This is a genomic window from Clostridium sp. Cult3, from assembly GCF_021655115.1.
Classification (GTDB): domain Bacteria; phylum Bacillota; class Clostridia; order Tissierellales; family Tepidimicrobiaceae; genus PPXY01.
Map to the genome: position 1 here is coordinate 94,534 of NZ_PPXY01000001.1, position 26,788 is coordinate 121,321.

Annotated in this window: 21 protein-coding genes; 17 read left to right on the forward strand and 4 right to left on the reverse strand. The window is 33.3% G+C overall.

The genetic code is table 11. The annotated features are described in order from the left end of the window. The first annotated feature begins 11 nt into the window (after positions 1-11). The 14 genes from C3E88_RS00420 (at position 12) to C3E88_RS00485 (ending at position 17,657) form a co-directional block, all read left to right on the forward strand. Complete coding sequence (locus tag C3E88_RS00420; RefSeq protein WP_236908071.1) at positions 12-1,148, forward strand: S41 family peptidase; 1,137 nt, start codon at positions 12-14, stop codon at positions 1,146-1,148. A 250-nt stretch (positions 1,149-1,398) separates the two neighbouring features. Continuing rightward, the gene (locus tag C3E88_RS00425) at positions 1,399-4,290 is read left to right on the forward strand and encodes a PspA/IM30 family protein (protein WP_236908072.1); all 2,892 of its coding nucleotides are present in this window, start codon (positions 1,399-1,401) and stop codon (positions 4,288-4,290) included. A 304-nt stretch (positions 4,291-4,594) separates the two neighbouring features. Then, the gene (locus C3E88_RS00430; RefSeq protein WP_236908073.1) at positions 4,595-4,768 is read left to right on the forward strand and encodes a hypothetical protein; all 174 of its coding nucleotides are present in this window, start codon (positions 4,595-4,597) and stop codon (positions 4,766-4,768) included. Between the two features lie 1,016 nt (positions 4,769-5,784). Then, the gene (locus C3E88_RS00435; protein ID WP_236908074.1) at positions 5,785-7,170 is read left to right on the forward strand and encodes a hypothetical protein; all 1,386 of its coding nucleotides are present in this window, start codon (positions 5,785-5,787) and stop codon (positions 7,168-7,170) included. 617 nt (positions 7,171-7,787) lie between these two features. Further along, on the forward strand, positions 7,788-8,867 hold the full coding sequence (locus C3E88_RS00440; RefSeq protein ID WP_236908075.1) for a stalk domain-containing protein: 1,080 nt from the start codon (positions 7,788-7,790) through the stop codon (positions 8,865-8,867). A 419-nt stretch (positions 8,868-9,286) separates the two neighbouring features. After that, positions 9,287-9,424 (forward strand): hypothetical protein, encoded by a 138-nt coding sequence (locus tag C3E88_RS00445; RefSeq protein ID WP_236908076.1) that lies wholly within the window; start codon positions 9,287-9,289, stop codon positions 9,422-9,424. 166 nt (positions 9,425-9,590) lie between these two features. Beyond that, positions 9,591-9,758: a hypothetical protein gene (locus tag C3E88_RS00450; RefSeq protein ID WP_236908077.1), complete on the forward strand. Its 168-nt coding sequence runs from the start codon at positions 9,591-9,593 to the stop codon at positions 9,756-9,758. A gap of 147 nt (positions 9,759-9,905) precedes the next feature. Further along, on the forward strand, positions 9,906-10,469 hold the full coding sequence (locus tag C3E88_RS00455) for a TIGR01440 family protein (protein ID WP_236908078.1): 564 nt from the start codon (positions 9,906-9,908) through the stop codon (positions 10,467-10,469). 346 nt (positions 10,470-10,815) lie between these two features. Beyond that, entirely contained in the window at positions 10,816-12,450 is a 1,635-nt protein-coding gene (locus tag C3E88_RS00460; protein WP_236908079.1) for a VPA1262 family N-terminal domain-containing protein, read from the forward strand. Beyond that, positions 12,447-13,961, forward strand: coding sequence for a hypothetical protein (locus C3E88_RS00465; RefSeq protein WP_236908080.1), 1,515 nt, complete (start codon positions 12,447-12,449; stop codon positions 13,959-13,961). The genes C3E88_RS00460 and C3E88_RS00465 overlap by 4 nt, the downstream gene beginning before the upstream one ends. Before the next feature lie 141 nt (positions 13,962-14,102). Beyond that, positions 14,103-14,270: a hypothetical protein gene (locus C3E88_RS00470; RefSeq protein WP_236908081.1), complete on the forward strand. Its 168-nt coding sequence runs from the start codon at positions 14,103-14,105 to the stop codon at positions 14,268-14,270. Positions 14,271-14,668: 398 nt separating this feature from the next. Beyond that, on the forward strand, positions 14,669-15,508 hold the full coding sequence (locus C3E88_RS00475) for a PRD domain-containing protein (protein ID WP_236908082.1): 840 nt from the start codon (positions 14,669-14,671) through the stop codon (positions 15,506-15,508). Between the two features lie 161 nt (positions 15,509-15,669). Further along, on the forward strand, positions 15,670-17,118 hold the full coding sequence (nagE, locus tag C3E88_RS00480) for an N-acetylglucosamine-specific PTS transporter subunit IIBC (protein ID WP_236908083.1): 1,449 nt from the start codon (positions 15,670-15,672) through the stop codon (positions 17,116-17,118). Between the two features lie 59 nt (positions 17,119-17,177). Further along, the gene (locus C3E88_RS00485; protein ID WP_336513042.1) at positions 17,178-17,657 is read left to right on the forward strand and encodes a PTS sugar transporter subunit IIA; all 480 of its coding nucleotides are present in this window, start codon (positions 17,178-17,180) and stop codon (positions 17,655-17,657) included. Between the two features lie 92 nt (positions 17,658-17,749). On the opposite strand, the gene C3E88_RS00490 is transcribed toward C3E88_RS00485, so the two are convergent. After that, the gene (locus C3E88_RS00490; RefSeq protein ID WP_236908085.1) at positions 17,750-19,105 is read right to left on the reverse strand and encodes an MATE family efflux transporter; all 1,356 of its coding nucleotides are present in this window, start codon (positions 19,103-19,105) and stop codon (positions 17,750-17,752) included. Between the two features lie 881 nt (positions 19,106-19,986). Between C3E88_RS00490 and C3E88_RS00495 the strand changes: the two genes are divergently transcribed. Further along, positions 19,987-20,988, forward strand: coding sequence for a type II toxin-antitoxin system antitoxin SocA domain-containing protein (locus C3E88_RS00495; RefSeq protein WP_236908086.1), 1,002 nt, complete (start codon positions 19,987-19,989; stop codon positions 20,986-20,988). A 297-nt stretch (positions 20,989-21,285) separates the two neighbouring features. Next, positions 21,286-21,510 (forward strand): hypothetical protein, encoded by a 225-nt coding sequence (locus C3E88_RS00500; RefSeq protein ID WP_236908087.1) that lies wholly within the window; start codon positions 21,286-21,288, stop codon positions 21,508-21,510. Here the strand turns inward: C3E88_RS00500 and C3E88_RS00505 are convergent. From C3E88_RS00505 to C3E88_RS00515, 3 genes are read right to left on the reverse strand one after another with little or no spacing between them, the layout of a single operon-like run. Then, positions 21,466-23,733, reverse strand: a complete 2,268-nt coding sequence (locus C3E88_RS00505) for a transglutaminase domain-containing protein (protein WP_236908088.1) — start codon at positions 23,731-23,733, stop codon at positions 21,466-21,468. The genes C3E88_RS00500 and C3E88_RS00505 overlap by 45 nt on opposite strands. Then, positions 23,726-24,928 (reverse strand): DUF58 domain-containing protein, encoded by a 1,203-nt coding sequence (locus C3E88_RS00510; protein ID WP_236908089.1) that lies wholly within the window; start codon positions 24,926-24,928, stop codon positions 23,726-23,728. Before C3E88_RS00510 ends, C3E88_RS00505 begins: the two co-directional genes overlap by 8 nt. Further along, the gene (locus C3E88_RS00515) at positions 24,921-25,862 is read right to left on the reverse strand and encodes an AAA family ATPase (RefSeq protein WP_236908090.1); all 942 of its coding nucleotides are present in this window, start codon (positions 25,860-25,862) and stop codon (positions 24,921-24,923) included. The genes C3E88_RS00510 and C3E88_RS00515 overlap by 8 nt, the downstream gene beginning before the upstream one ends. Before the next feature lie 520 nt (positions 25,863-26,382). On the opposite strand from C3E88_RS00515, the gene C3E88_RS12385 reads away from it, so the two are divergent. After that, positions 26,383-26,788, forward strand: a 406-nt coding sequence (locus C3E88_RS12385; protein WP_236908091.1) for an FIVAR domain-containing protein, incomplete at its 3' end; no start/stop codon positions are given.

Below are 26,788 nucleotides of genomic sequence, written 5' to 3' on the forward strand. Positions count from 1 at the left end.
GGGGTATTACCATGAGAGATAAGAGATATATAAAGAATAGAATCTTTCAATTAATATTAGTAGCCATCATATCCATATCCACCCTTCTACCTTTACCAGTCTATGGGGAAGCTATAGCTGGTGATCCAGTAGACCTAGGCTATTTCATTCAGATCATGGACTTGGTCAAAACCAACTATGTCCATGATATAGGGGAAGAACAGCTGATAGAAGGTGGCATCAGAGGACTATTCTACTACCTTGATGAAAACAGCGACTACTATACCAAGGAGGAATTTGACGCCCTATTAGATGATATAACGGGAGACTTTGTGGGTATAGGAGTATATATAAGGGAAGAAGATGGACAAATCATCATCACAGAACCTATTAAAGGTGGACCAGCCTACAAGGCTGGAATCAAATCAGGAGACATAATCCTAGCAGTAGATGGACAAGACATAAAGGATTTAACTACAAAGGAAGTAGTAGATTTAATCAAAGGTGAAGTAAATACCAAAGTAAATATAAAAGTTCAAAGAGGCAAAGAAAAACCTAAAAACTTCACTATGACTAGGCAAAATATCAGAGTAAAGACGGTAGAACATAAAATATTGGACAAGAATATAGGCTATATAAGCTTAAGCCAATTCTCCCAATGTAGTTATGATGAAGTAGCAGCAACCCTTAAGGAACTTGACAAAGAAAGAATTTCCAGTATAATATTAGACCTAAGGGACAATCCTGGAGGACTTCTAGGAGAAGTAATAGACATATCTGGACTATTTATACCAGAAGGACCGGTAGTCCATATAAAATATAGAGGCGACAACATTAGAACCTACTATTCTAACTTAAAGAAAGCTAAATACAAACTAGTAGTACTAGTAAACGAAAACTCCGCCTCAGCATCAGAAATATTCGCAGGAGCAGTCCAGGACAGGAAAGCTGGCACTGTGGTAGGGGTCCCCACCTATGGGAAAGGTACAGTACAGCAAATAGTATCTCTACCAAAAGGGGACGGCATGAAACTAACCATAGCCGAATACCTAACCCCAAATAAGAGAAACATAAATGGAAAAGGAATCAAACCAGATATAATAGTAGAAAACAAAGATGGGGACAAGGATGTACAACTACAGAAGGCAATAGAACTGTTGACAAAATAGTCCCTGACAATTGCGAATTGAAATATACTTGTAACATAATTGTAATAGTATTCCAACTAAAAATAGTGTATAATGATAGCATACAAGGGGTATCCACTCCCCTTAGTAATATTACAATTAGATTACAATAGCAGATAGGATATTGACCTTGCAATACCTTAATGCTATAATACTTTATAGACTGCAAATAATACATATTTGCAACTATGAAGACAAAATTTTTAAAAAATTTAAAGGAGGTCTTTGAAAAATGAAGAGACGAATATCACTACTATTAGCAGTAGTAATGATCCTTGGAAGCTTCTCATTTGTTTTTGCTGCAGAAGAAACTGCAGAAGAAGCAGCAGGAGCATTCCTTAAGGAAGTAGGAGTTCTCGAAGGTATAAACGGCGACTTAAAGCTTGAAGACAACCTTCGTAGACAAGACATGGTTGTATTGGTAGCAAGATTACATGGGGCAGAAGAGGAAGCAGAAAAGTTCCCAACAGAAGATTTAACATTCACAGACTTTAAAGATCCATACTACAGACCAATAATTGCATGGGCAGTAGCTAACAACCTAATCGAAGGACATACAGCAGAAAGATTTGGTTTTAACGAAGATGTAACTGCTCAACAATATGCAACAGTACTATTAAGAGCATTAGGATACAATGACAAAGTAGCTGATGTAGAAGGATACGCAAAAGCTCTAGAAGAAGCTAAGAAATTAGGTATTCTAGAAGGCGTAAAAGTAGAAAACTCTACAGCAGTTACAAGAGGCCAAATGTCACTTATGACATATAACGCTCTTGGTGTTACTATGAAAGACTCAGACGAAACTTTAGCAGAAAAATTAGGCATCAAAATGCCAGAACCAGATGAACTAAAAGTAGAAGAAGTATATACTGAAAACTTAAAAGAAGTTGTAGTTGAATTATCAAATGCTAAATTAGCAGACAAAGAAAAACTAGCAGATGCTAACAACTACAAATTAACAGGAAATGTAATAGAAAAAGCTACATTAGAAGGAAACAATGTTACTCTATTATTAAAAGAAGCTCTAGTAAAAGGTAGAGAATATGAATTAGTAATTAGAGGTATAGACAAAGCTATAAACAACAAATTTAAATTCAAAGCTAATGACAATACTATACCAAAAGTTGAAGAAGTAGTAGTACTTGGCGAATATGGTATTAAAGTAATTACTTCAGAACCAGTTGCTAACGTTAAAGAAAGAAACTTCTTAGTAGATGGCAAGAACATTGCTATGGAAGTTGAACAATATGGTAGAGCTATAATTTTAACACCATATCACAAGGCATCATTCCCAGAAAATGCCAAAGCTTTAACTGTTAAAGGTTTAGAAGACTATGCTGGATATAAATCAGTAGAAGAAGAATTTGAAATAGAAGTTAAGAAAGACGCAGAAGCTCCAAAGGTAGTAGATGTTATAGGAAGAGGAAACAAAGTAGAAGTAGTATTTGACAAAGATATCTACAACAACTCAATCGATGCTTACTACAGCAGAGTGTATGTAGGAAACATTTCTTACGAATCTGGAAGACACAGTATATATGCAGAAGATGCTGAAAAAGTAGATACAAATAGAGTTGTTTATACATTTAAAGATGAACTTCCAAGAAGAACTGTTGTAACTATAGTAGATGTTGAAAACCATTCACAAGTTGCAATGGAAAAAACTACAATGGAAGTTAGAGAAGTATTAGACAACGTAGAACCAGAAATAATAGACAAAAAAGTATACACAGATCCAAAGGGGACAGCTACGATAAAATTATACTTTAACAAAGATGTTAAAGGTAGTTTTGAAGGAAATTCAAAAACTAAATTTGTAGCAAAAGATCACTTTACTTTATATGAAAGAGAAGTATTAAATAGAAATATTTTAGAGCACAAAATAGACTCAGTTGAATATGAAAAAGATAGAGAAGATGTTATTGTTGTTGAATTATCAGGTCTAAAAGTAAACAACAAGGACAAAGACTATAACTACATCCTAGAAGTAGTAGGCTTTGTAGATGCAAGCTCATTAAGAAACAAAATGTACAGAGATTATGTTGACTTTGATATTAAGCCAGCAACAACTGCATTCAAAGTTGTAGATGTATATGTATCTGCACAAACGAAAGCTAGGACTGAAATAACTATCGAATTCAACAAAGCTGTAGATAGAACTTTAGCAGAAGACCCAACAAACTATATCTTCAAACATACAAATGGTGCAAGATATGACGTTAAAGATCTAGGCGGTGACATAGTAACTGAAAGAAATGGTAAAGATGTTACTTTAATATTACCAGAATTCAACCCAGATAGATATGAAGAACTAAGAATTTTAGATACACTAAAAGACAAAGACGGAAGTAGATTAAATAAAGAAACTTCATATAAGTTTGGTGCAAACTATAGTGTATTAGTAGAAAGAGCAGAAAAAGCTGAAAAAGATGCAAAAGAATTATTAGACATTAGCAATAATGAAACTGCTAATGAAAAAGCATTACAAGCAGCTTATGATAAATTAGTTAAATTAGACTATAGTGATGTAAAAACTCATGATGAATTAGTTGAAGCTATAGAAGAAGTTGAAAAGTATATAGGTAAAGTTGAAGATGAAAGAGAAGAGGCAGCAGCAGACAAGGAAAAAGCAGATAAAGAGAAAGTAGTAAAGGTTGAAAAATTAATCGAAGCATTACCAGCTGAAAAAGATTTAAAATTAGCAGATAAAGAAAAAGTAGTGAAAGCAAGAACAGAACTTACAGCACTAGGAGAAGAATTAGGAGCTAGTGTAAGCAAGGAATTGGTAACCAAATTAGAAAGAGCAGAAGCTAAGATTGCTGAATTGGAAGAGGCTAGAAATACTGCTTTAACTGAAGAGTTAGCAAAATATGAAGGCACAGCACTTAGTGTTGATGTTGCGATAGGTGACGAAATATCACTTCTTAAAGAAGATGCAGAAGTTAACGAAGATATTAAAGTTAGCTATATAATAGTAAAAGGTGCAGACTATCTAGAAATAAAAGATGGTAAACTAGTTGTTAAGGCTGAAATAGACGAAAATTTCGCAGCAGATATTAAGGTAGTTCTTGAACTAGATGGGAAAACTGTTGAATCTGATGTGTTAAAAGTAACTGCCGAATAATAAAAGTGCGAAACGTTGTTCTATAAGCCAGTAGTGGTGAAAAGAACGGAGAGCTATAATACAAGGGGAAATAAATTTCCCCTTGTATATAAACTAAAGTTATCAGAATATTCGACAAGCGATTTGAAAGTTCTCCAACTATTTTACTGAATAGATGGGTGAAACTCCTATCCAAACTCAATAGCCTATAAGAGTTTGTGCCTGATCTCCCTGCATAGTACTTGGTTCTGTTAGGCCAATACTATGAAGCCAGGTAAGGACGTAATCCGTGAAAGTCGGATGCGGGGTTCCTTAAAAGGCTACTATGGTAAACAATTGCCAATCCATGATTATGCGTCTTATAAAGATTGTTCATACTGTTAAATTGATAGCTATGCTTTCGGCTTGGTATGAACCTATAGGGTTGAAATACCCCATAGGCTTAGGAAGAATTAAGGCTATTAAACCTAAGCAAAGTAAGTCGTTAGTGGATACCTAAGGTAGTCAAAAGAAGGGATAAGTAAAATGGAACGTTTGATGCTGTATATGAATAGGTGTAACAGCGCCAGTGAAGCATATACGGGCTCAGCGGGTTCATAGTAGTGTAGACCTCTTGCCGTTTGCACCGTACTGGTAACAGTATGGGAGGATAAAACAAGAGCGAGCGAAGGAACCTAGTCGGTAATATGTGTGTGAAAATTATATAATGATAATATGGCCAACATAAGCCCCCACTTATGTTGGCTTTTTGTATTTATTAATTAAAAAAATCATAAAAATTGTAGAATTAAAACTTAAAATGGCACAATCCAAGATGCAATTGGAGACGCTGATGAAGGAGATATAATAAAATTACCATCTAAAGAATATACAATTACAGAATCCCTTAATATTACATTTGAGAACTTAAGACAACCAGGCTATTTAGAGGATTCAGGAACAGTCAAGGATAATATTATAAAAGTAATATATTATAAGTTATTAAGGCTATTAATGTCAAATAATAGTGTATTAAAAACCTTAATGGCAAGACCTGGACTTTGGGCCCATTTTATGGTACCATATATGTAAGAAATCATTTTTTAGAATTTTTAAATCTTGATATTGGGGGATATCAAATCTAATATTTATTTGACACAAACATACATATATTATCGAGGAATCGCCGTATGCGATGAAAGTCGCACGTACGGTGAGGACCGGTCGAAATCTCGGTGGAGATAGACACGGAATGGTGAAGAAGAAGTAGATGATCCAACTGATTTAAATATAGTAGGAACATATGATGGACCATATACAATTACAACTAATGCAACATACGGTCCGGGAGCAGGAATAACAACTTTAGATGGAGATTTAACTGTAAATAATGATGCAACACTACAAAATCTAGTAGTAAATGGAACTATATATATAGATCCATTTCAAACTTCAGGTGCAGCAGGTGAAGTAACATTAAATAATGTAACAGCAACAAATATAGTTATACTTTCAGGTGGAACAGCAAGTATATACTTGAATAATGTAACAGCAACAGAGTTATTAACTATAAATGCTACAAACAATCAAGTTCACGTAGTAATTAAAGGTAAAACAAACATTAAAGACACATTAGTCCAGTCGGATGCTAATATCAAAGTAGAATCAGATGCAACAGTTGAAAAGATAACAGTAGATGCAACCGGAGCTGGAGCTCAAATAAATAATGAGGGAACTATTACAGATTTGGAAGCAAATGGAGATGTTGAGATATCAGGAAAAGAACCTGGAACAGTAACTTCGGATACAGATGTTGATGTAAGTAAAAAGGTTAGTAGTGTTGAAGCTTTAAAGTTAGAACTTACAAATGATAAAGTAACAAAGATCATAATTGAAGGAACAATAGGTAGTGACGATAGAAAAGATGGTTATACTATTTATAATGTGGGTAGGGCAGTTACTATCAAAGGTGGAGTAAATGCTAAAGTCTATGGAACATTTATAGTAAAAGTAGATGATGTAACCATAGATAACTTAACAATCCAAAACAAAGGCGATTTAGATGGAGAGAGTTCAAAAAATCGTGGAGGGATATATGTATTTGCAGAGAATGTGACTTTAACAAACAATACAATCACTAATGGATTAGGAGAAGCAGCTGGACTATCAAATGCAATTCAAATAATGAGTTCAAAAAAAGATAATCCATTATCAAACTATGTAATAACAGGTAATAATATAATAGGACATGAAAATGAAGTAACAAACTGGTCATCTTCAGGAATAGTAATAGCTCAAAATTATACGCCAGGATCAATAGGCAATTATGTTCAAGCAATCACAGCAACAGAAACTGATTATCAGAACCTATTAGATAACAACAAATTTGAAAACAACAAGATAGATTTGACTCACCAAGACTGGAGTAAATCTGGAGATAATGTTGTATTGTACTCATATCCAGTAGAAGATACAAAAGAAGCAGAAGAACAATTAAAATCAGATTTTGCAAAAGCAGCAGAAAAATCATTAGAAAATATTACTGTTGATGAAGAAATAGTAACGTATGCTTATAATGCTGATACAAAAGAAGCAACTATAACCATCGTAAAGGAAGAAATAAGTGTGAAAGATGTTTCGGGAACTGGAGCAATTGTGGCATTAGAAAGTTTAGTAAATACAGAAGGACTTAAAGGCTTCCAGGTAAATGGTGGAAATGATCGTAAAGACATTACAAGTCTTACTCAAACTCAACTAAAAGAAGCTATTATTTTCGAGATGGCTGCAGCTATAGCACTTCCAGATGGAGCAAGTTTAAATAAATTAGGACAATTAAAAGAGACAACAGTGGAGATCAAAGTTTATCTTGAAAATGAAGATGGAACTGTGGCAGAAGACATTTATAAAATTAGTTTTAAATAAGCAACACCCAAGTTCGAGGGGATAAAGCTTCCCCCCTCGCAAAGGTACCGGGTTCCACCCGACTTTTGTCGAAACTTGCGAACTAAGTAAAACCAGACACCTCACAGGTAGAAATACTTGTGGGGTGTCTTTTCTTTTTTGTTTAAGCACAAAATTATGGTTTTACAGCTAATTTAGAAATTGGAACAATTGTGCTGTTTTTTATATTGTAAATAGTATGCTAAAATGGTAATATTTAGTTATATAGCAAGCTTCGCAAAGGTACCGGGTACCACCCGACTTTTGTCTAAACTTGCACAGAAGAACCTCACAGGTAGAAATACTTGTGAGGTTCTTTTTTTATTGCAAAGAAAAAGGACTATGCCTATTTAGTATAATCCTTTAAAATGGTATTTCAAAATTGTCCTCGGCTGCTTCAGCTTCATTTAACTCAATTAAATTTTTGGCATCTTCCCAGCTCTTTAGTAAACCCTCTTCAAAGTAATTAGTAAATATTTATCCCCGGCACTAAGTTACTAATTTATTAGTTAAAAATGGAAACGTGGGAAAACCATTGAAAATACCCCTAATATGATGATACAATAATATATAAGATAATAAATTTTGGGAGGGATATTATGTTTAAAGATGGTAGGTATAAGAAGGTGCTAGCAACTACAATCTTGCTAGTATTAGCCTTAAGTACAGTGGCTATAGCTGCAAATAATATTTATGATAAAAAGCTTACTGCTACCCATGGTAGAATTAAGTTTAAAGTAGATGGTAAGGATGTAACTAGCCAAATAGAAAGCAAATATGGTTCACCAGCTTTTGTAGTTAAAGAATACGGTAGTCGTTCCTATGTTCCTGTAAGGGCTATAGCCGAGCTAATGGGTTTGGAAGTTAAATATGATGATGGAACCCATACTGCAGAGATTATTGACCCTAAATCTAAGGAATATGAAGAAGAACTTGATAAGAAAGATAAAGAAATAGCCGAACTAAAAAAGGAAATAGAAAAGTTAAAGAAAAATGTTGTAGAAGAAAAAGACCTAAAGGCTATACAGAAAAAGATAAATAGTAAATATGGTACCTATGAAGATGCTGATTTTGACATAATCTTAAAGGAAAGCAAAAGTAGAATAGATGTTACTATAACAATGGATTTGAGAGATGGTAGACAAGAAAGTGCTTGGCTTAGAATGAGACATAATAATAAAAAGGATATGATAGAAGATATAGTAGATATCATATCATCAGAATTCACTAATCTAGATATTTATGGTTCCATATATGATGAATATTTAAGAAAAGATGTTCTTTCCTTTAATAAAAGACAGAATAGCAGTTTAAGTATTACTTATTATGATAGTGGAAGAGGTACTTATGATGGAGATATAGATGATATAGTATATGATGAGTTTTATAAAGAAGGAATAAGGAATGTTTATGTATCTAACCTTGATTCAAATAACTATAACATTTACTTAGATATAGATATCCCTTATAGTTACAGAGGTGAATGGAGAGATCTAAGGAAAGAAGAAAGACTAGATATTTTAGATAGAATCTCAGATAAAATTTTTTACTACTATGACTATGACTATTATTACAACTACTATGACTATGACAGAGTAATAATTGATGTTTATGTAGACGAAGGATATGAAGGAAGATATATAAGAAACTATGACGAGAAATATGGAACTTTTGACTAAACATTAAAATACTCGTTATATTTGTCTGTCAGGCAAATATGTAAAGCGTTTTATTGTTTATCAACCTATTAAACTATACACTTCACAAGTAATAATAAAAAATCTCCACCCCCGGCACTAACTTACTAACTATCATGACTTAGTGGGGCAAAGGGGAATGAAAATAGAACAATAATATACTTTCGGGTGAACTTATTGAGAGCGGAGGACATAAATAAAGGAGAGCCAATCCTAAGGTGATATGATACTTCCAAAGTAGACAGTCTAATTAATTAAAAATTAGATTATCTACTTGGAGGTATTTTTTATTTTGGGAATTTAGGCATATAGAATCTTTCTATTGTACCACAATTGTTTATAAAACAATTCAATTTATTACAATAACAGTAGTCATAGAAGACGGGAACCAATTGGTGATAATGAACGAAGTTACAACTGATGAAAATGGTGAATTTAGCCATACCTTTAAAGTTCCAGAAGGAATCAAGATATTCGTATGGGATAATTTCCATAGTATGAAGAACCTACTACCCTATGCAGAAATAAACCAAATATAGATAAAAAACCTTTCAGCTTTTTGCTGAAGGGTTTTCTATATTTTTGTAGAATATGGTTAATGAGAGAGGTGATATATATAAACATCCGCCCCCCGACAAAGTATCCATCCCCGGCACTAACTTACGAACTTATTGAGGACAGAGGGCACAAATAAAGGAGGATGCCATGATATTAGGATGTTTGATTACAATTTTAGCTTTTGTATTTACATTGGTTATTTTAGTTTTCACAGGCGTAGCCATCACCTTTGGGCTATTAGCTAGGACATTAATTCCTTTCGTACTTATAGCTATAGGTATTAGTATTATTAATAAAAATAGAAATAGATTTTGATGTGGTAAAAAACAAAGAAATTAGTAGATTTATCTGCTGGATTCTGTAAAAAATGCTATAATATTATTATAATTGTATATATACTATAGTAAACTTAGTTGGAATAGGTGTTTGTTTGCATCTGGATAAGTTGAAAGGAGTAATTTTATGAATAAAAAGGACATAGATTTAGAACAAATAAAAAAGGATGTTAAGAAGGTGTTTTTGGAATTATTGGAATCAGCGGAATTAAAGCCAGGTGAAGCTGTAGTATTAGGCGGAAGTACAAGTGAGATCGTTGGCAAGACAATAGGTTTATCTACTAATATTGAAGTAGCAAAGGCTATATTAGATGTATTAGTGCCAATTACAAAGGAAAAAGGGATATATCTTGTAGTTCAGGGCTGTGAACATATTAACAGAGCCTTAGTTGTGGAAAAGGAATATGCTATAAAACACAACTTGGAAACAGTAAATGTAATACCTGTAACAACTGCTGGTGGTGGATTTGCTACTGCAGCCATGGAATCCTTTGATGATCCTGTTGTAGTAGAGAAGGTTGGTGTACAAGCAGGTATCGATATAGGGGATGTATTTATTGGCATGCATTTAAAAGGCGTAGGTGTAGTTGTAAGAAGTGATATCAAAGAAATAGGTAAAGCACATTTAAGTATGATACGAACTAGACCTAAATTAATAGGTGGAGACAGGGCTGTTCATAGAAAAATATAGGAAAGGATTTTATATTGTAGCCTGTATTGAAATAAATTTTGTTGAATGACCATATAGTATATTTATTAGAAAATTCCTCCTAAATTCTCTATTTAATATATATAAGAGAATTTAGGAGGAGTTTTTTATGTAGTAAACATCTGATATCATGAAAAATAGAGGGAAAAGAAATTTATCTGAGAATTAAAAAACGAAGATATAAGGTTGAACCTCTAATTGCTTAATTGTTTTGCCTAAAAATTGTACATAAAGCATATATAAGTAGCTTGTTAGATATTATATTTGAGTTAAGTTAGAAGATTGGTATAATTATAAATAATACTAATTGGGAAAAGGTGGGATAGCTTTGAGGGAGAATCGGGATAAAGAAAAACAATTAGTAAAAAGGGACTTTGATTTACTTATAGAAAAAGGAAATCTAGGTTTTTATAATAGTTGTGAGATAACAACTATATTTTTATATGATAACACTATTAAAAAAGCTAAGAACTTTTATACCATAGTTGTTTTTGAAGAAAGAGAAAAGTCCATTTCTAATGAAAAGTCTTTTATTACTAATAAGCCTATTAATATAGATAAACAATATAGACTAGGTATTATAAGATATCAAAGAACTATAGAAGAATTAGAAAAGGATTTCATTGTATTGCTGAGAGAAAATAAATGGGCTTATGATGAAAATGATTTAATTATAGGAAATTTAAAACCTTTACCAAAGCAATTTATACCTAAGGATGGCACTGAAACTGTGCCACTTAACTCTGTATTAAAGAATAATTTTTACAATGGATCCTATGTATTAGAATTTTTTGACCAAGAAAAACAGGAGCTAAGGGATGTATTAGAATCGGACAAACTACTAGGAAAGATATGTAAATGTGTTACAGAACTTCTCCCCATTGATTTACTATATATTAGAGATAGAATTGGTAATATAATCTTCCAATTTCCTAGTATGATGCTTACCTTAGATACAAAACCATTAAGCTCATGGGAAGGAATGGAAGCACAAATAGCATGGCATCCTTTTTTTAATGATTTGGATAAGATCTCCATTCAAACTAGTAGTCATTTTGATAATAATATTATGGGGTTCTATCAACTTGACCAAATTAACCATAATTCCAATGAATTGTATACAGGAAATTCAAATGATATGAATGATACTATTATATTTAATAAAGAAAATGGGTTAATATTAAGTTGCTTTTCCGCTAGTTTTATGAAGGACATTCATATTTCAGGTTATATATCTTCGGCGTTCCAAGAAGCGCGAATTATAAAGTCATTTGACAAGGATGATAACTTAGTTAAGAATATTGAAATTCCAATAGTTTATAGCACAGGTAGAGATAAACCCCATAAAATGGACCATTCGGATTGGATTTCTAATCGAATTTATGAAAATGAAAAGAAAAGATTAGAAAGAGATTTAATATTTGTACAATATGGAAACAAAACAAATGATAGAAACAAGGCCTTAGAAGATTTAAGAACTTTAATTGGACGTCATGGTGAAGATGGTATTTATTTATGGGATCCTTATTTAAGTTATAGGGATATTTTGGATACTATCTATTATTATGAAGTAGCTGGTGTTCCTATGAGAGCTATTAACTCCTATAAGAAACAAAAAAATCTTAATGGTAAAAAGGAAATTTCTAAGGACAAAAAAACATATAGGACTTGGGTAGAAAATCAAATAAAAAATTTTGAATTATGCAGTAATCATTTAGGGATAGATTTGGAATTAAGATGTCAACATGATCAATATGGATGGCCATTTCATGATAGGTTTATAATCTTTCCTTTGAGAGATAGGAGACCTAGGGCATGGTCTTTAGGAACTTCCATTAATTCCTTTGGGAAAGAGCATCATATCTTACAGGAAGTCGGCAATGCAAAGATGATTTTAGATGCCTTTATGGAACTATGGGAAGAACTTCAAGATCCAGAGTGTTTAGTTTGGAGGTCAAAATGAGAGAAGTTTTATTTAAAAATTATACTGAAAAAGTAATTAATTCTATTGATAGATTAGAGTTAAATGATTCACTATTATATTTGGATTCTATTCTGGAGAATAGTGAGGTAAAAGATATTCTAAATGGAGGAAAATCTTTAGAAAAAACCTATAAATATTTAAATGAAAAGTTAGGGTTTATTAATAAATATGAGTATGGATTTTATGTAGAAGAAATAGACAATCAAGATGTCATAGAAGGAGCTAAAGCACTGATAACAGCTAAGTATTTTATTTCAAAAGGTATAAATAGAGGAGATCTCAAGGAAATAATAAAGGGAATTTTGATATTAAATTATTTCGAGCTTTCTTTTGGTCAATTGATAGAAATAGAGGATTTTACTAAAGAGGAAAGAAGAGTATTATCGATAAAACTAAAAGAATTCTTATCGGCACTATCTATTAAAATAAGTATGCCAAATGATGCTCCTTATAATGAAAAAAGATATTTTGAAGAATATGAAAATGGAATTAGAGAAAAAAACATGAAAAAAGTGTATGATTTTATAGAGGCTATAAAAAGGGGCAGAGGCTATGGTCTTAGAGAAGTAATGAGAGGGTTGATTAAATTTATTTCTTTTATTAATCCTATTCTTCTTAAAAAAACAATCTCCGAAAGGACTGATCCTTTAGAAATCCTTGCAATGATAGAACCCCTAGAAGATGATGAAAAATTGATAATGGGTCTAGGAGAAGATATTAAAAATGAATGGGTATTAGTAGGGATTATTTATCAGATTTTAGATAATAATCGGAATAAAAGACTTGGAGATAATGTATTAGATGCAATGAGGACAATTTTAGATCAATTATGGACTATAAATGAAGAGCTATTTTTCCAATGTATAAATTATTTCGGTAATTATGAAGACTTTAATATTATTTTAGGAAGAGTGCTAGGAAGGGCTAACAGGGAAACTATTTTGAAATATGTTAGCAGCTATAGGATATCAGAATATAGAGGTGATTGGGAAAATGATCGATTATTTATTGAAAATTTTATGAACGAATCAGAAGAAGAGAATAGCCTTTTCTTATGTAGTGAGATGTTTAAAAAATGGGAAAGATATTTAAAAGATTTTATAAAACAAAATAAATATATTCAAGGGCCCATATATACCAATTGTTTTTATATGATCGTCTATTATTTTTTGTTAAGAAAAAACCAGCAGGAAGATTTTTTGCAAGAATTAGAAAAAATCATATTTGAAATTTTGGAAATAAATTATATTTGGTGTGAGAGTTCAATTGAGATTAGAGCAAGATTTTTTATAAATTTAACGTATCTTTATTTATTGAGTATTGAGTGCAGACATAAGGCCTATGTTCTAGCTACAAAGGAAGAGCTAGTTTCGAAATTACAAATGTTTTTTAAGGATGAAAGAATATGGCTTTATTATTTTAATACTTTAGATAAACCATCTTTTCTGAAAGAAATAGAGGAAAATTTCACTTTGACAAGTAATGGATAAGCATGAATTCAAAGACGAGAATAGAAGCACATAAAAAGAAGTAGATATTTTGGTATATTTAAAATATGCAATTAAAATATCCACCCCCGGCACTAACTTACGAACTTATTGAGGACGGAGGTACAAATAAAGGAGAACGCCATGATATTGGGATGTTTGATTACAATTTTAGTTTTTGTATTTACATTGGTTGTCTTAGTTTTTACAGGTGTAGCCATCACCTTTGGGCTATTAGCTAGGATATTAATTCCTTTCGTACTCATAGCTATAGGTATTAGTATTATTAATAAAAATAGAAATGGATTTTGATGTGGTAAAAAACAAATAAACTAGTGGATCTATCTGATAGATTCTGTAAAAAATGCTATAATATTATTCCGAGAGATAATATATCAAGATTTAATAACTGACTTATGGCATGCTATATAATCAATATTAAAGAAATAGATGCTTTATTTGATGACTATAAACAAAATTCTGATAAACTAAATAGGATTGAAGAAGTATATAAACATGAATAAATAATACTTAGGAGAATAAAATAAGTTTAAGGTTCTTATTGATTTTGGCCTTGTTTTAATATATAATGTATATGATAGGTGTGTTACTGATCGGTATCAGGCATGAACCTTTATATGAATGATTTTTCATATGGGTTTGTGCCTTTTTGTTTTTTATTATCCTTACTTTAAAGGGAGGTGGGGAAATTGGGGGAAAGAAAAGAATACATTGTTAATAAGGCCTTAAACAATAATGTAATCCTTGCTTTTGATAAAACAAAAAAAGAAGAAGTAGTTTTGGTTGGAAAGGGTATTGGGTTTGGTAAAAAGGAAGGCCAAGTTACAGTACTGAGTGAGAACGAGATTGAAAAATCATTTTTAGCCTTCGATGAGAGTGCTAAGAAAGAATACTACCAACTTATAAGTCAATTAGATAGCAAGATCATAGGAGTAAGTGAAGAGATCATTGCAATGGCTGAAAAGGAATTTGGTCCACTGAATAGCCATATTCATATTGCATTAACGGATCATATTAGCTTTGCAATAGATAGGATAAAGTCGGGCTTAGAGATGAGTAATCCCTTTATATATGAAATCAAGGCCTTATATGCTGATGAATTTAGGATTGGTAAGAGAGCTGAACAGATGATTAAAGATGAGACAGGGGTTGATATTTCCGAATCTGAGGTAGGATTCATAGCTCTTCATATTCATTCAGCTAGACAAAGTAAAAAAGTCGGAGAGACCATAAAGGATACAAAATTTTTGACAGATTTGGTAAATATAATTGAAGAGGAATTATCGGTTAATATTGACAATACTGGATTGACATATAGTCGTTTGATAAATCACCTTCGGGCTAGCATAAGTAGGATGGAGGAGCAGAAACATATTAAGAACCCGTTATTAGATACGATAAAGGAACAGTTTGGTGAATCCTATGAGATAGCTACAAAGTTAGGGAAATATATTCACAAAATGAAAGATGTACATGTATCCGATGATGAACTGGGATACTTGGCATTGCATATAGAGAGAATTAAATAAACATAAAGGTGTGTTACTGAGTCAAATCAGGCATAAGCTTTTAATACAGGATTAATAGTATTAAATTGCTTATGCCTTTTTTATATAAATGGAAAGGAGGGTAGAGGATAGTTATAATTGGATATTTCATACAAAGTTAAAGTATAAGGAGGATTTATAAAATGAAGAAGTATTTTCAAAGACTTGGGCGTTCGTTGATGTTACCGGTAGCTGTATTGCCAGCTGCAGCAGTTCTTTTGGGAATTGGATATGCTATTGACCCATCTGGCTGGGGTGGTGGAAGTGCTTTAGCGGCATTTCTTATCAAAGCAGGCGGATCTATCATAGACAATATGGCAATACTATTTGCTGTAGGTGTGGCGCTAGGTATGGCGAAGGAGAGGGATGGTTCAGCTGCTCTAAGTGGATTGGTAGGTTATTTAGTAATTACAACTCTACTTTCAACGGATACAGTTGCCATGATGAAGGGAATTGATCCTGCAGAAGTAAATGCAGCCTTTGGGAAAATACAAAATCAGTTTATAGGAATTATTTCAGGATTAGTTGCTGCTTCTATGTACAATCGTTTTAGCCATGTAAAACTACCAGATGCGTTGGCTTTCTTTAGTGGGAAAAGACTGGTACCAATTGTTACTTCAGCTGCAATGCTAGTAGTATCTGCAATATTATATTTAATATGGCCTGTTGTGTATACTGGACTAGTAGCTTTTGGTACTGGAATTAGTAAATTAGGTTTTGTAGGAGCAGGATTGTATGGATTTTTCAATAGGCTTCTAATTCCAGTAGGTTTACACCATGCGTTGAATTCAGTATTTTGGTTTGACGTAGCTGATATAAACGATATTGGAAACTTCTGGGCAAGTACTGGAACTAAGGGAATAACAGGTATGTATCAAGCTGGGTTCTTCCCAATAATGATGTTTGGTTTAGTTGGTGCTGCTTTTGCAATATATAAGACTGCTAAACCAGAGAGGAAAAAAGAGATAGCATCATTGATGATGGCAGCAGGATTTGCCTCATTCTTAACTGGGGTTACTGAACCTCTTGAGTTCTCATTTATGTTTGTAGCACCTGCATTATATCTTGTCCATGCAATATTGACTGGTATTTCATTAGCAATTTCTGCATTCTTCCATTGGACAGCAGGTTTTGGTTTTAGTGCAGGGCTTATAGATTTTGTACTAAGCTCTAGACTCCCACTAGCTAATAAACCATATATGTTGCTTTTACAAGGGGTAATATTTGGATTAATATACTATTTCTTGTTCAAATTCTTGATTGTTAAATGGAATATATCTACTCCTGGTAGAGGAGATGTAGAGATAGAAGTAGATAGTGGCGGAGCGGCATCTTTAGATTCAACAAATAAATATGCTTTCATAGCAGCTAAAATTTACGAAGGGTTAGGTGGCGCTAGCAATATAGTTTCAGTGGAGAATTGTATTACTCGTTTGAGGGTAGAAGTAAGGGACGAAAACAAGGTAAATCAAAACAAAATCAAAGAAGCAAATATTCCTGGAGTAAAAATTACTGGACCAAATACTATTCAAGTTATTGTAGGACCTCAGGTACAATTCGTAGCTGAGGAAATAGAAAGGCTTAGAAAGTGATAATAAATCGGGCGGTAATTGAAACCGCCCGATTTTGAAATTATATGGGGAGGATTAAGATGTTCAATTTATTTAACAGAGACAAATCTATTTCAATTTTAGCTCCAATGACGGGAGATATAATTGAAATCACACAAGTTGAAGATGAGGTATTTTCTGAAAAAATGGTAGGAGATGGTGTAGCAATAGAGCCAAGGGAAGGTATAGTTGTATCACCAGTTCAGGGAAGGATAGTTCAGATTTTTCCTACAAAGCATGCATTAGGTATAGAGACAGAGGATGGATTGGAGATCTTAATCCATATTGGCCTAGATACGGTAGAATTAAAAGGTGAAGGATTTAAAAGTTATGTAAAGGTTGGAGATGAGGTAAAGCTTGGTGACAAGCTTTTGGAAGTAGACCTGGATTTTATCAGGAAAAGCGGCAGATCTACTGTTAGTCCCATTATCATTACAAATATGGATATAGTAAAAAACATCTCCACAAAGATAGGAAATGTTAATAGGGGAGAAGATAGCATCATGAATGTGGTTATATAGTATACACATAGCGGAACCAACCCTTGGAGTCTTTATTCCTGGCTTGTTCACAAGGATCATATCGTTAAACTTTGCTAGGCATAACATGGAGCCTATCCATCCATTGGCGCTACATTTTTATCATAAATATATTTAAGGAATATAATGCTTAAAATTACTGAAGCTATTTCCGCTATAGGATATGCCCACCATACCAAATCTATATTACCAAACAAGGACAATATATAGGTTGCAGGCAACAATACTAGCAATTGCCTTGATGCAGAGATGATTAAACTCAACAGTCCATTTCCAAAAGCTTGATATACGGAGCTGGAAACTATGCTAATACCTGCAAATATATAGCTAAGGCTAATGATACGTAGGGCTGGTATTCCAATATTTAGCATATCTTCTGATGCGTTAAATAGCCCTAATATCTTATCTGGTAGTATTTGAATCAATAATAGACCGATTATCATTATACAGGTAGCATATATTATGCTTAGTTTAATAGTCTTGATAATTCGCTCTTTATTTTTGGCTCCATAATTATAGGCGATAATAGGAACCATACCATTGTTTAGGCCAAATACAGGCATAAATACAAAGCTCTGCAACTTAAGATATGCTCCTAAAACAGCAATAGCTGTGGAGGAAAACTTGTTTAAAATTTTATTTATTCCATAGGTAGCAACGGAAGTAATGGACATCATTACAATAGATGGGATACCTACAGTATATATTTTTTTGATAATATTTAGATTTGGCTTAAAGCCTTTCATGTTGATGTTAATCTCCTTATTAATTGTAAGATTAAAGTAGATAGCCATCAAAGCTGCAGTAGCTTGTCCAATAATAGTTGCCAATGCTGCGCCAGCTGTCCCCATTTTAGGAAGTCCAAAGTATCCAAATATCAAGATAGGGTCCAGTATAATATTTATAATAGCCCCTGTGCCTTGAGTAATCATAGCATGAAAAGTTTTACCTGTAGATTGTAGTAGTCGTTCAAATATAATTTGAGTAAATTTAGCGATAGATCCTATAGATATAATTCTCAAGTAAGCTATTCCATATTCTAATATCTGTTGATTATCGGTTTGAGATCTAAAATAGTTTTTTGTAAACAAAAGGCCAAATATTAAAAATACTATATAACTAAGAAAAGCCAAAAAGATCCCATTTTTGGCTGTGTCATTGGCTTTTTCATACTTCTTTTCTCCAAGACTTCGTGATAATAGGGAATTAATTCCCATACCAGTACCTACTGCGATAGCTATCATAAGGTTTTGTACAGGAAAGGCTAGAGAGACTGCAGTCAAGGCATTTTCATTGATTTGGGCCACAAATATACTATCTACTACATTATATAAGGCTTGTACGAACATGGATATCATTATGGGAACTGACATATTGATTAATAATTTTCTAATAGGCATAACGCTCATTTTGTTTTCTTCTGTATGCATTGTTTTCTCCTCCTTTATCATATTCATATTATATATTTTTCAAATAGTATTGATCGATATTTTGGGTTTATAGCTTAATCTGGTTAATCCCAACAGTTCATATTCTATAAAAAAAGTAGGACATTGTCCAATAAATATCTAGCTCTAAATATCCGCCCCCGGTAAATGTCCGCCCCCTAAATATCCACCCCCGGCACTAACTTACGAACTTATTGGTAAATATCCACTCCTGGCACTAACTAAATCATTTTCGTGTGAACTTAAGAAAAACTAAAGAAACAATATAAAAAAGCCATCACCTTTTTTAGGTGATGGCTTTAAAATGTAGGGCAGCATGAGTAAAAACCTGACGGTGAAAGCCACTTAATAGATATAGTAATATATAAAAGGTAAAGGTATATAAAAGTCAAGGGTATTAGCTGGTGTTGTAAATTACAAAATACTTGGCCATAAGAGAAAGTATCGAAAAGTAGAAAATCATACAATTGGTACATATAATGAATAAAATGTATCAATAGATACAATAACATATTGTGTTTTTGGTATAATCAATATATAATTGTATTATACTAGGAGAAGGGAGAGATTAAGATTTGGGTAATACCAAAAGAAAAAGAAATACTATTAAATATTCAATATGACGATTTTTGTTATGCGGTTGATAATGATAATGAGGAATTTTCTCACGAAATATTGTACATATTCTGTAAGTGCTACAAATTAGATTATTGGGGTACTTTGGAAAATGTTGATATATATATTAAAATTAATATGACTCAAACAAGGAGCGGTGATGATATAGAATATTTGTTTAAATAAATAGTTTGGTAACATAAAAAATATTGCTAATAATGGTTATTAATAAAAAGGAGGTAACCTAGATGTTAGGATTTTGTGAGAAGTGTCATGATATGGTAGAATACTGTATCAGAGAAAAGAAAATGACAAAAAACATCAAAGGTAAAGAAATTGAGTATATTGGGAAGGTAGCGATTTGTAGCAAATGTGGAAGTGAAATATTTATAGCGGATGTTCGTGATTATAATCTTAAAATGTTAGATAATGCTTTTAGGGAAAAAGAGGGGTTGATTACTGTTTCAGAAATAGAACTTATATTAGATAAGTATAATATTGGTAAAAGACCTTTATCTTTGCTATTGGGATGGGGTGAAGGTACTCTTACTAGGTATTTAGACGGGGATATTCCTACTAAACAATATTCTGATATTTTAAAAACAATCCTTAATGATCCAAAGTATATGAAAAAAGCACTAGAGGAAAATAAAGATAATGTAACAGATGTTGCATATAGGCGTTGTAGTGAGGCATTAGCAGAAATTGAAAAAAATGATTCTATTACTTTTAAATCTGAGGATAAGATTGATCATGTCATAAAATATCTTTTGGTAAGCTGTTCGGATATAACACCTTTGGCACTACAAAAACTATTGTATTATGCTCAGGGGTTTTTCAAAGCTTTTACAGGTGAATATTTATTCCATAATAATTGTGAAGCTTGGGTACATGGCCCTGTGTATAGAAGTGTATATCATAAGTATAAAAACTATGGATACAATCCTATTGAAGAAAGTGAGTATGATTGGACAAATATAGAATTGACTAAGATAGAAAAGGAAGTTTTAGACAGTGTAATTAGAAATTTCGGATGCTATAGTGGAAAGGTGTTAGAAAAGATGACCCATGCAGAAATGCCATGGAGCTGTACTAGAGTAGGTTTAAGAGATGATGAAAGCTCAGACCGAATCATTGAAAAAGAGCTGATATCAAAGTATTTCGAAGATATTAAACTAAAGTATAATATGCTTAATATATCAGATATTAGTGATTATAGTGAAGATATTTTCAATAAGCTATACAGATAAAATATAAAATAACTCTGTAAAGCAAATAAAGAAAAAACTTTAGTATCAGGCACTAACATATTAACCATTATGGCTTAAAGACACAAAGGGGAATGAAAATGTAGTGATTACTAATAATCGTTCCCTTAAATTATGTTGAAGATGTTTATAACTACTATTAAATGGATATCTTAAAAACGGGGCAAGAAGAAATGAACAAAACTGATAGCACGTGTGTGAAATTTTAGATTTTCTCAGGCTATCAATCTTGTCACTAAAACATATTGGAGTGAAGGTAAATGGGGGGGATTAACTGTGATGAGGAAGAATAGATTCTTTTCCTTAATTAAAAATGAGAATATGGAGATAAGGGAAGAGTATATACCCTCAATTACTGTAACCTACAATAGAAGAGAGGATGGAAACTATGATTGGACAGTTTCTAATCCTGTAAATTTAGGCATAAAAGAGCAAGGTGAACAATATCCAGGATATAGGCTACAGTTTGAAGTATTTACCATAGTAATATGCTCTAAGACCTAAATGATTTTTTAGACGTCTTTCTAATATTTCCTTGTACTTTTCCATTTCCAAGACATCTTCATTTGAGGTGGGGAAAGGACCGTATTTGTTTCTTACAAAGGTTTCTGTTATATCTTGGATGCCTTTATCTCCAAAGTAGTAAAAATTGTAGGCGATCCTATCGGCGTATTCATAGTGGGTTTCCCCAGGTTCTTGAGAATATCCTAATAATCTGGTAAGCTTGATAATCTCATCATATAGATGGATGACCCTTTCCCTATTGGGAAGTTTTTTTATCTTTGCCTCCTTAAATTTGAATTGGAGAAACCTTATTAAAAATTTCAGGGATATGATCAATAGAACTATACCAATAAATATAGTTAGTGTATTTTTAGATAATCTAGGTAGTGCATCCTTAGGGGTCTCCTCTAGGGCTATATTTTCATGACCATTTTCAAGATCTTCTTCCATATCTATTGTTGGCTTATGGTGGTCTTCTATTAAGTTTTCGCTGGTTACATCATAGCTTGTTGCTTCTGAGTCCTCCAATTCCCTTTCCTGGCTATAGTTTCTTCTTTCCAAACCATTCGTTAGGGGATAGGCTGGGGTTGGCTCGAAGGTTACCCAACCTATAGGCTCAATGAAGGCCTCCACCCATGCATGGGCATTTCTTTGTCTTACTTCATATCTGTTTCTGTCCACTTGGTTTCGAGCTAAGTATCCTTCTACATATCGACTGGGTATATCTTCTAATCGGAGCATAATAGCCATGGATGTGGCATAGTAAGTACAATAGCCTTCTTTGCTTTCAAACAGAAAATAATCTATGAATTCCCTATTTTTAGGGACCCTTTCTACATCTAAATTATATTTATAATTACTTCGCAGATGTTCTTCTATGGCTAAGGCTTTTTCCAAATCTGTCCTTGAGTTTTTGACAATTTCTTTTACCAGTTTTCTCGTAGGGTCGGTTATTTTATCTTCTGGTATTTGTAGATATATATCTACATTATCTATATTTTCCTTTTTCCTATCAATTCCAAGGTTTATCAATTGGTCATAGCTATTGGGCTTGAGCACCTTAACGGTATAGCTTTCTCCAGAATATATCCCTTGGGGAAGGACTATTTCCTCATCGGGACTTACCTTTATTTGATAATCTCCGTCGAAATTTATTTCTGTTGGTTTATAAGGGCTAAAAAGGGTAGTGGAGGCAAAGGAATGATTGGTAATAGTTATGGTGGCTTCCCTGTAGTATGCATCCCTATCATTTTTGGGAAGCTGGGTAAAATCCTCTCCTAGCCAATAATCTTCCCAAGGGCTATCTACGGATTTCCAAGAGTTTCCCGTATAGGTATGCTTTATATTTCCCCGCAGATAGAAAGGTCCATCTCCTCCAACTGTCATGACCTTTTTGTCCCTTTGTCGTACTGGACCACCTAGTCTAGAGGTTTCCTCTTGATATCCTGTTGTTGTAAATTCAAAGTAAGAGGCTTTGCCGTAGCCTCTGCTAAAGGTGTTGGAGGTCCGGAGATCTTCAATACCAGGGAAAATATCATATACTTTATTTTGAAGCCAGGACCATTGAATGTAGTTTGGGCTTTTAGGAAGTATTAGGGCTATCATTACTACGAAAAAACTATATAGGGCGATGGTTTTTAGCCAAGGAGTATAGGTTTCTTTGAAATTGGAATGGGTTTTGTAATATTTGCCCAGACCTACAAGGATGAAAAATAGAAAGAAAAACAGGGCCATCATCCGATAGGCTTCATCAAAATAGACGTACCAATAGTATAGAAAGGCTCCTACATAAAGAGGGAGCAAAAGGTATATCTTTTTATCTTTAAATATAATATACCCGGTAAATAGAGAGATTAATGCTATGAGCATTCCCCAAAATAACAGGATATTTTCAGTTGCTATGTTTTCCCTACCAGCTACATAATTTATTATATTTTCAAATAGGAAGTAGATTCTATCAATTGTTAGAGCCATAAGGGTAGGGAAGTAATGGTTTATCAATAGGGCAGCTATAAATATAATAACTAGTATAATATATAAGAATATAGGGTTTAGAAGGAAAAACTTGATAATAGCGCTAATCAACAATACCATCAATGCCTGTAGAGAAATATTTAGTTCTAGATTAATAGCAACTCCAAATAGATATACAAGGCTAAAGACCATAGATGAATAGATGATATGGTTTATGAACTTTTGTCTTTGGCTTAATATCTTATCCATACTGTTCCTCCAATACTTCTTTTATATTAGATTTGCAGTCTAATAGGTATATGGGAACACCTTCCTGTCTTAGGCTTTCTTGAACCATAAGGTTTAGATTTCCCGTATTATTCTCTTTGTCCGTTACCACAATGAATAAGGGTTTTAAGTTTTTTGTTTTCAACAATATGCCAAGGGTACCCATAGATTTATCAAGATTGGGTGTTATGATGATTACGGTGGTATCCTTTGTAATAATGTCTATTTTAGGGTTAAGAAAACTATTAAAATCCATAGCCCCATTTCCTTTAAATCTAGCTAGAAAGTCCATGAAGGGTTTAATATGGGATTTTTGTTGGCCTTCTATGTGAACAAGTTCTTCTTCATATTGGGTTTGGAAGGATACGGGGATATTTTGACTTATGTAGTAGTTGACAATACTAAGGGCAACCTCAGCTGCCCTGTCCTCTAGACGCCGATCTACATCCTTTGAGAAGAACTTTTGATAATTGTCGATAAATATGGCCACATGGGTATCTCCACGGTTTTCGTAGTCTTTGATTACTAGATGGTCTAATTTGGCTGATAGCTTCCAATGGATGGATTTTACCGAATCTCCTTCCCTATAATTCCTTAAAGATGAAATCCTACTCCTATCCTGAAAGGCCGGGTCTTCTACTAGTAGTTCCCCTGATTGTTCTACGGCGGTTATTATAAAGGATGAAAGGTCTACTGTCTCAGGATAGACTAATAGAGAGGTTTTACTCCTGATCTTCCGCTTTAATTTATATATCCCAAATACATCTTGGATGTTTACTTCTATTTCTCCAAGTTCATAATAACCTCGTCTTTTTAGCACTAGGGTTTCTCTGTGGGTGAAGGATTCCTTCGGGTTTAAGCTTGTATTAACCTTAGGTGAATCTATTCCCGCTAATTGTTTTGAGATATGGCTTTGAATTTCCATATGGGGAATATAGAATCTGCTATTATTATTTATCTGGTAGTCTAGTATTATCCTATTCCCTGCATATAGGGTGCCCTTTGGAATTCGGATATTACCCTTAATTTTTTTTAAGATGATCAGGCTATGAACTAGAGGGACTAAAAATGCTAGCAACAATATATATAATAGGAAATAAGGCATGATTCCGCCAACAAATAATACGAAAGCTAATATTATAATAAACAATGGAATGAAGTATTTTATACTATTCATAGGCTATCACCGGTATAAATACCTGGCCTAGGACTTCTTCTAGGACTTCTTCAATACTTTTCCGTTCGATTCGTGCTTCAGGTGAAAGGATTAACCGATGGGCTAATACGGGAATTACCATTTCCTTTGCATCATCTGGGATTACATAGCTTCGACCTTCCAAGAAGGCTTTTGCCTTTGAAGCTTTAAGTAGATCGATAGAGGCTCTAGGGCTAGCCCCTAGTTGTAAATCCTTACAGTCCCTAGTGGCATTGGAGATATTTATGATATATTCTATGACATCATCGTGGATGGTTAAAGTATCTACTTTAAGTTGCATATCCAATATATCCTCTTGAGATACCACCGGTTCAATAAGATCTAGGTTTTTAATAGATTTATAGTTTTTTAATATTTGCTTTTCGTAGGATTTTTCAGGATATCCAATGAATAGACGCATTAAAAACCGATCTAGCTGAGCTTCTGGTAATGGAAAAGTACCTTGATATTCCAATGGGTTTTGGGTTGCAAGAACAAAAAATGGTTCTTCCAAAACATAGTCCCCTTCTTCAGTGGAGATTTCCCCTTCTTCCATAGCTTGTAGGAGACTGGATTGAGTCTTAGGTGAAGTTCGGTTGATTTCATCTGCTAGAAATATTTGATTAAATATAGGGCCTTTTTTAAAGGTGAAAGTTCCAGTAGACTTATCGTATATATTAATGCCAATAATATCTGATGGCATTAGATCTGGGGTGAATTGGACTCTTTTGTAGGATAGGTCCATGCTCTTAGCTAAAGCTTTCACCAAGGTAGTCTTTCCAACCCCTGGGATGTCCTCTATTAGAAGATGACCTTTAGCAAGGACAGCTATCAAAACCTTTTCAATCACATCATCCTTACCTATAATAACCCTTTTAACATTTTCTAAGATATTTAAAGCTTTACTATTATCCATTTTATCCCTCGCCTTTGTCGAAATTGTCAAAATTATCTATATATAATATTTTATACTTTATTCAACAACGGTTCAAGAGAAAGGTTGTAGCAATACTAATTTGTTAAGATATTAGCTTTTGGCTAGGGCTTAATATATGGTAAATTGTACTATAAATATCCACCCCCGGCACTAACTTACTAACTTATTGTAGATTTAATGGGGATTGCCCATATGGGTTGATTTTTTATGCCAATATTTTTATATCAAATTAGAGCAAATAAGGAAAAGAAAAGACAAAATAATGGACTAAAAAATGTAAATAAGTATAAAAGATAGAAACAAATTGGGCAAATAACTCCTAAATTGTTGTAAAATGGTGGAAATAATATAAAAAGATAGCACAAGAATTGACAAAATATTCAGAAATGAGCTTGTACAATAAAATCAACGGGGGCACTAAGGTCTAACCTTAGTGAAAAGTAAGTAGTTCACACATATTATCGAGTGAACGCCGTATGCGGTGAAAGTCGCACGTACGGTGTGGACCTACACGAAATCCGAGAGGATAGTGAGGGATAGCGAAGAACCAGATCCAGAAGAACCAGAAGATCCAGAGGATCCAGGGGAGGTGGATAAGGAAGCATTAGAGGCTAAGATAGCAGAAGCAGAAGGATTAGATGAGAAAGAATATACAGAAGAAAGTTGGGCGGAACTTGTAGAAGCCCTTGAAGCAGCAAGGGCTGTAGTAGCGGATGAAGATGCAACCCAAGAGGACATAGAAGAAGCATACACGAACCTAGTAAATGCTATTGAAGGATTGGAACCAGTAGAAGAGGAACCAGAACCAGAAGATCCAGATCCACAATTAGTCGAAGCTGTATTTCTAGAGTATCCATTTTTAAGGAATTTTGGATACGTAAGGATACAAGTTGATGGTATAGAAG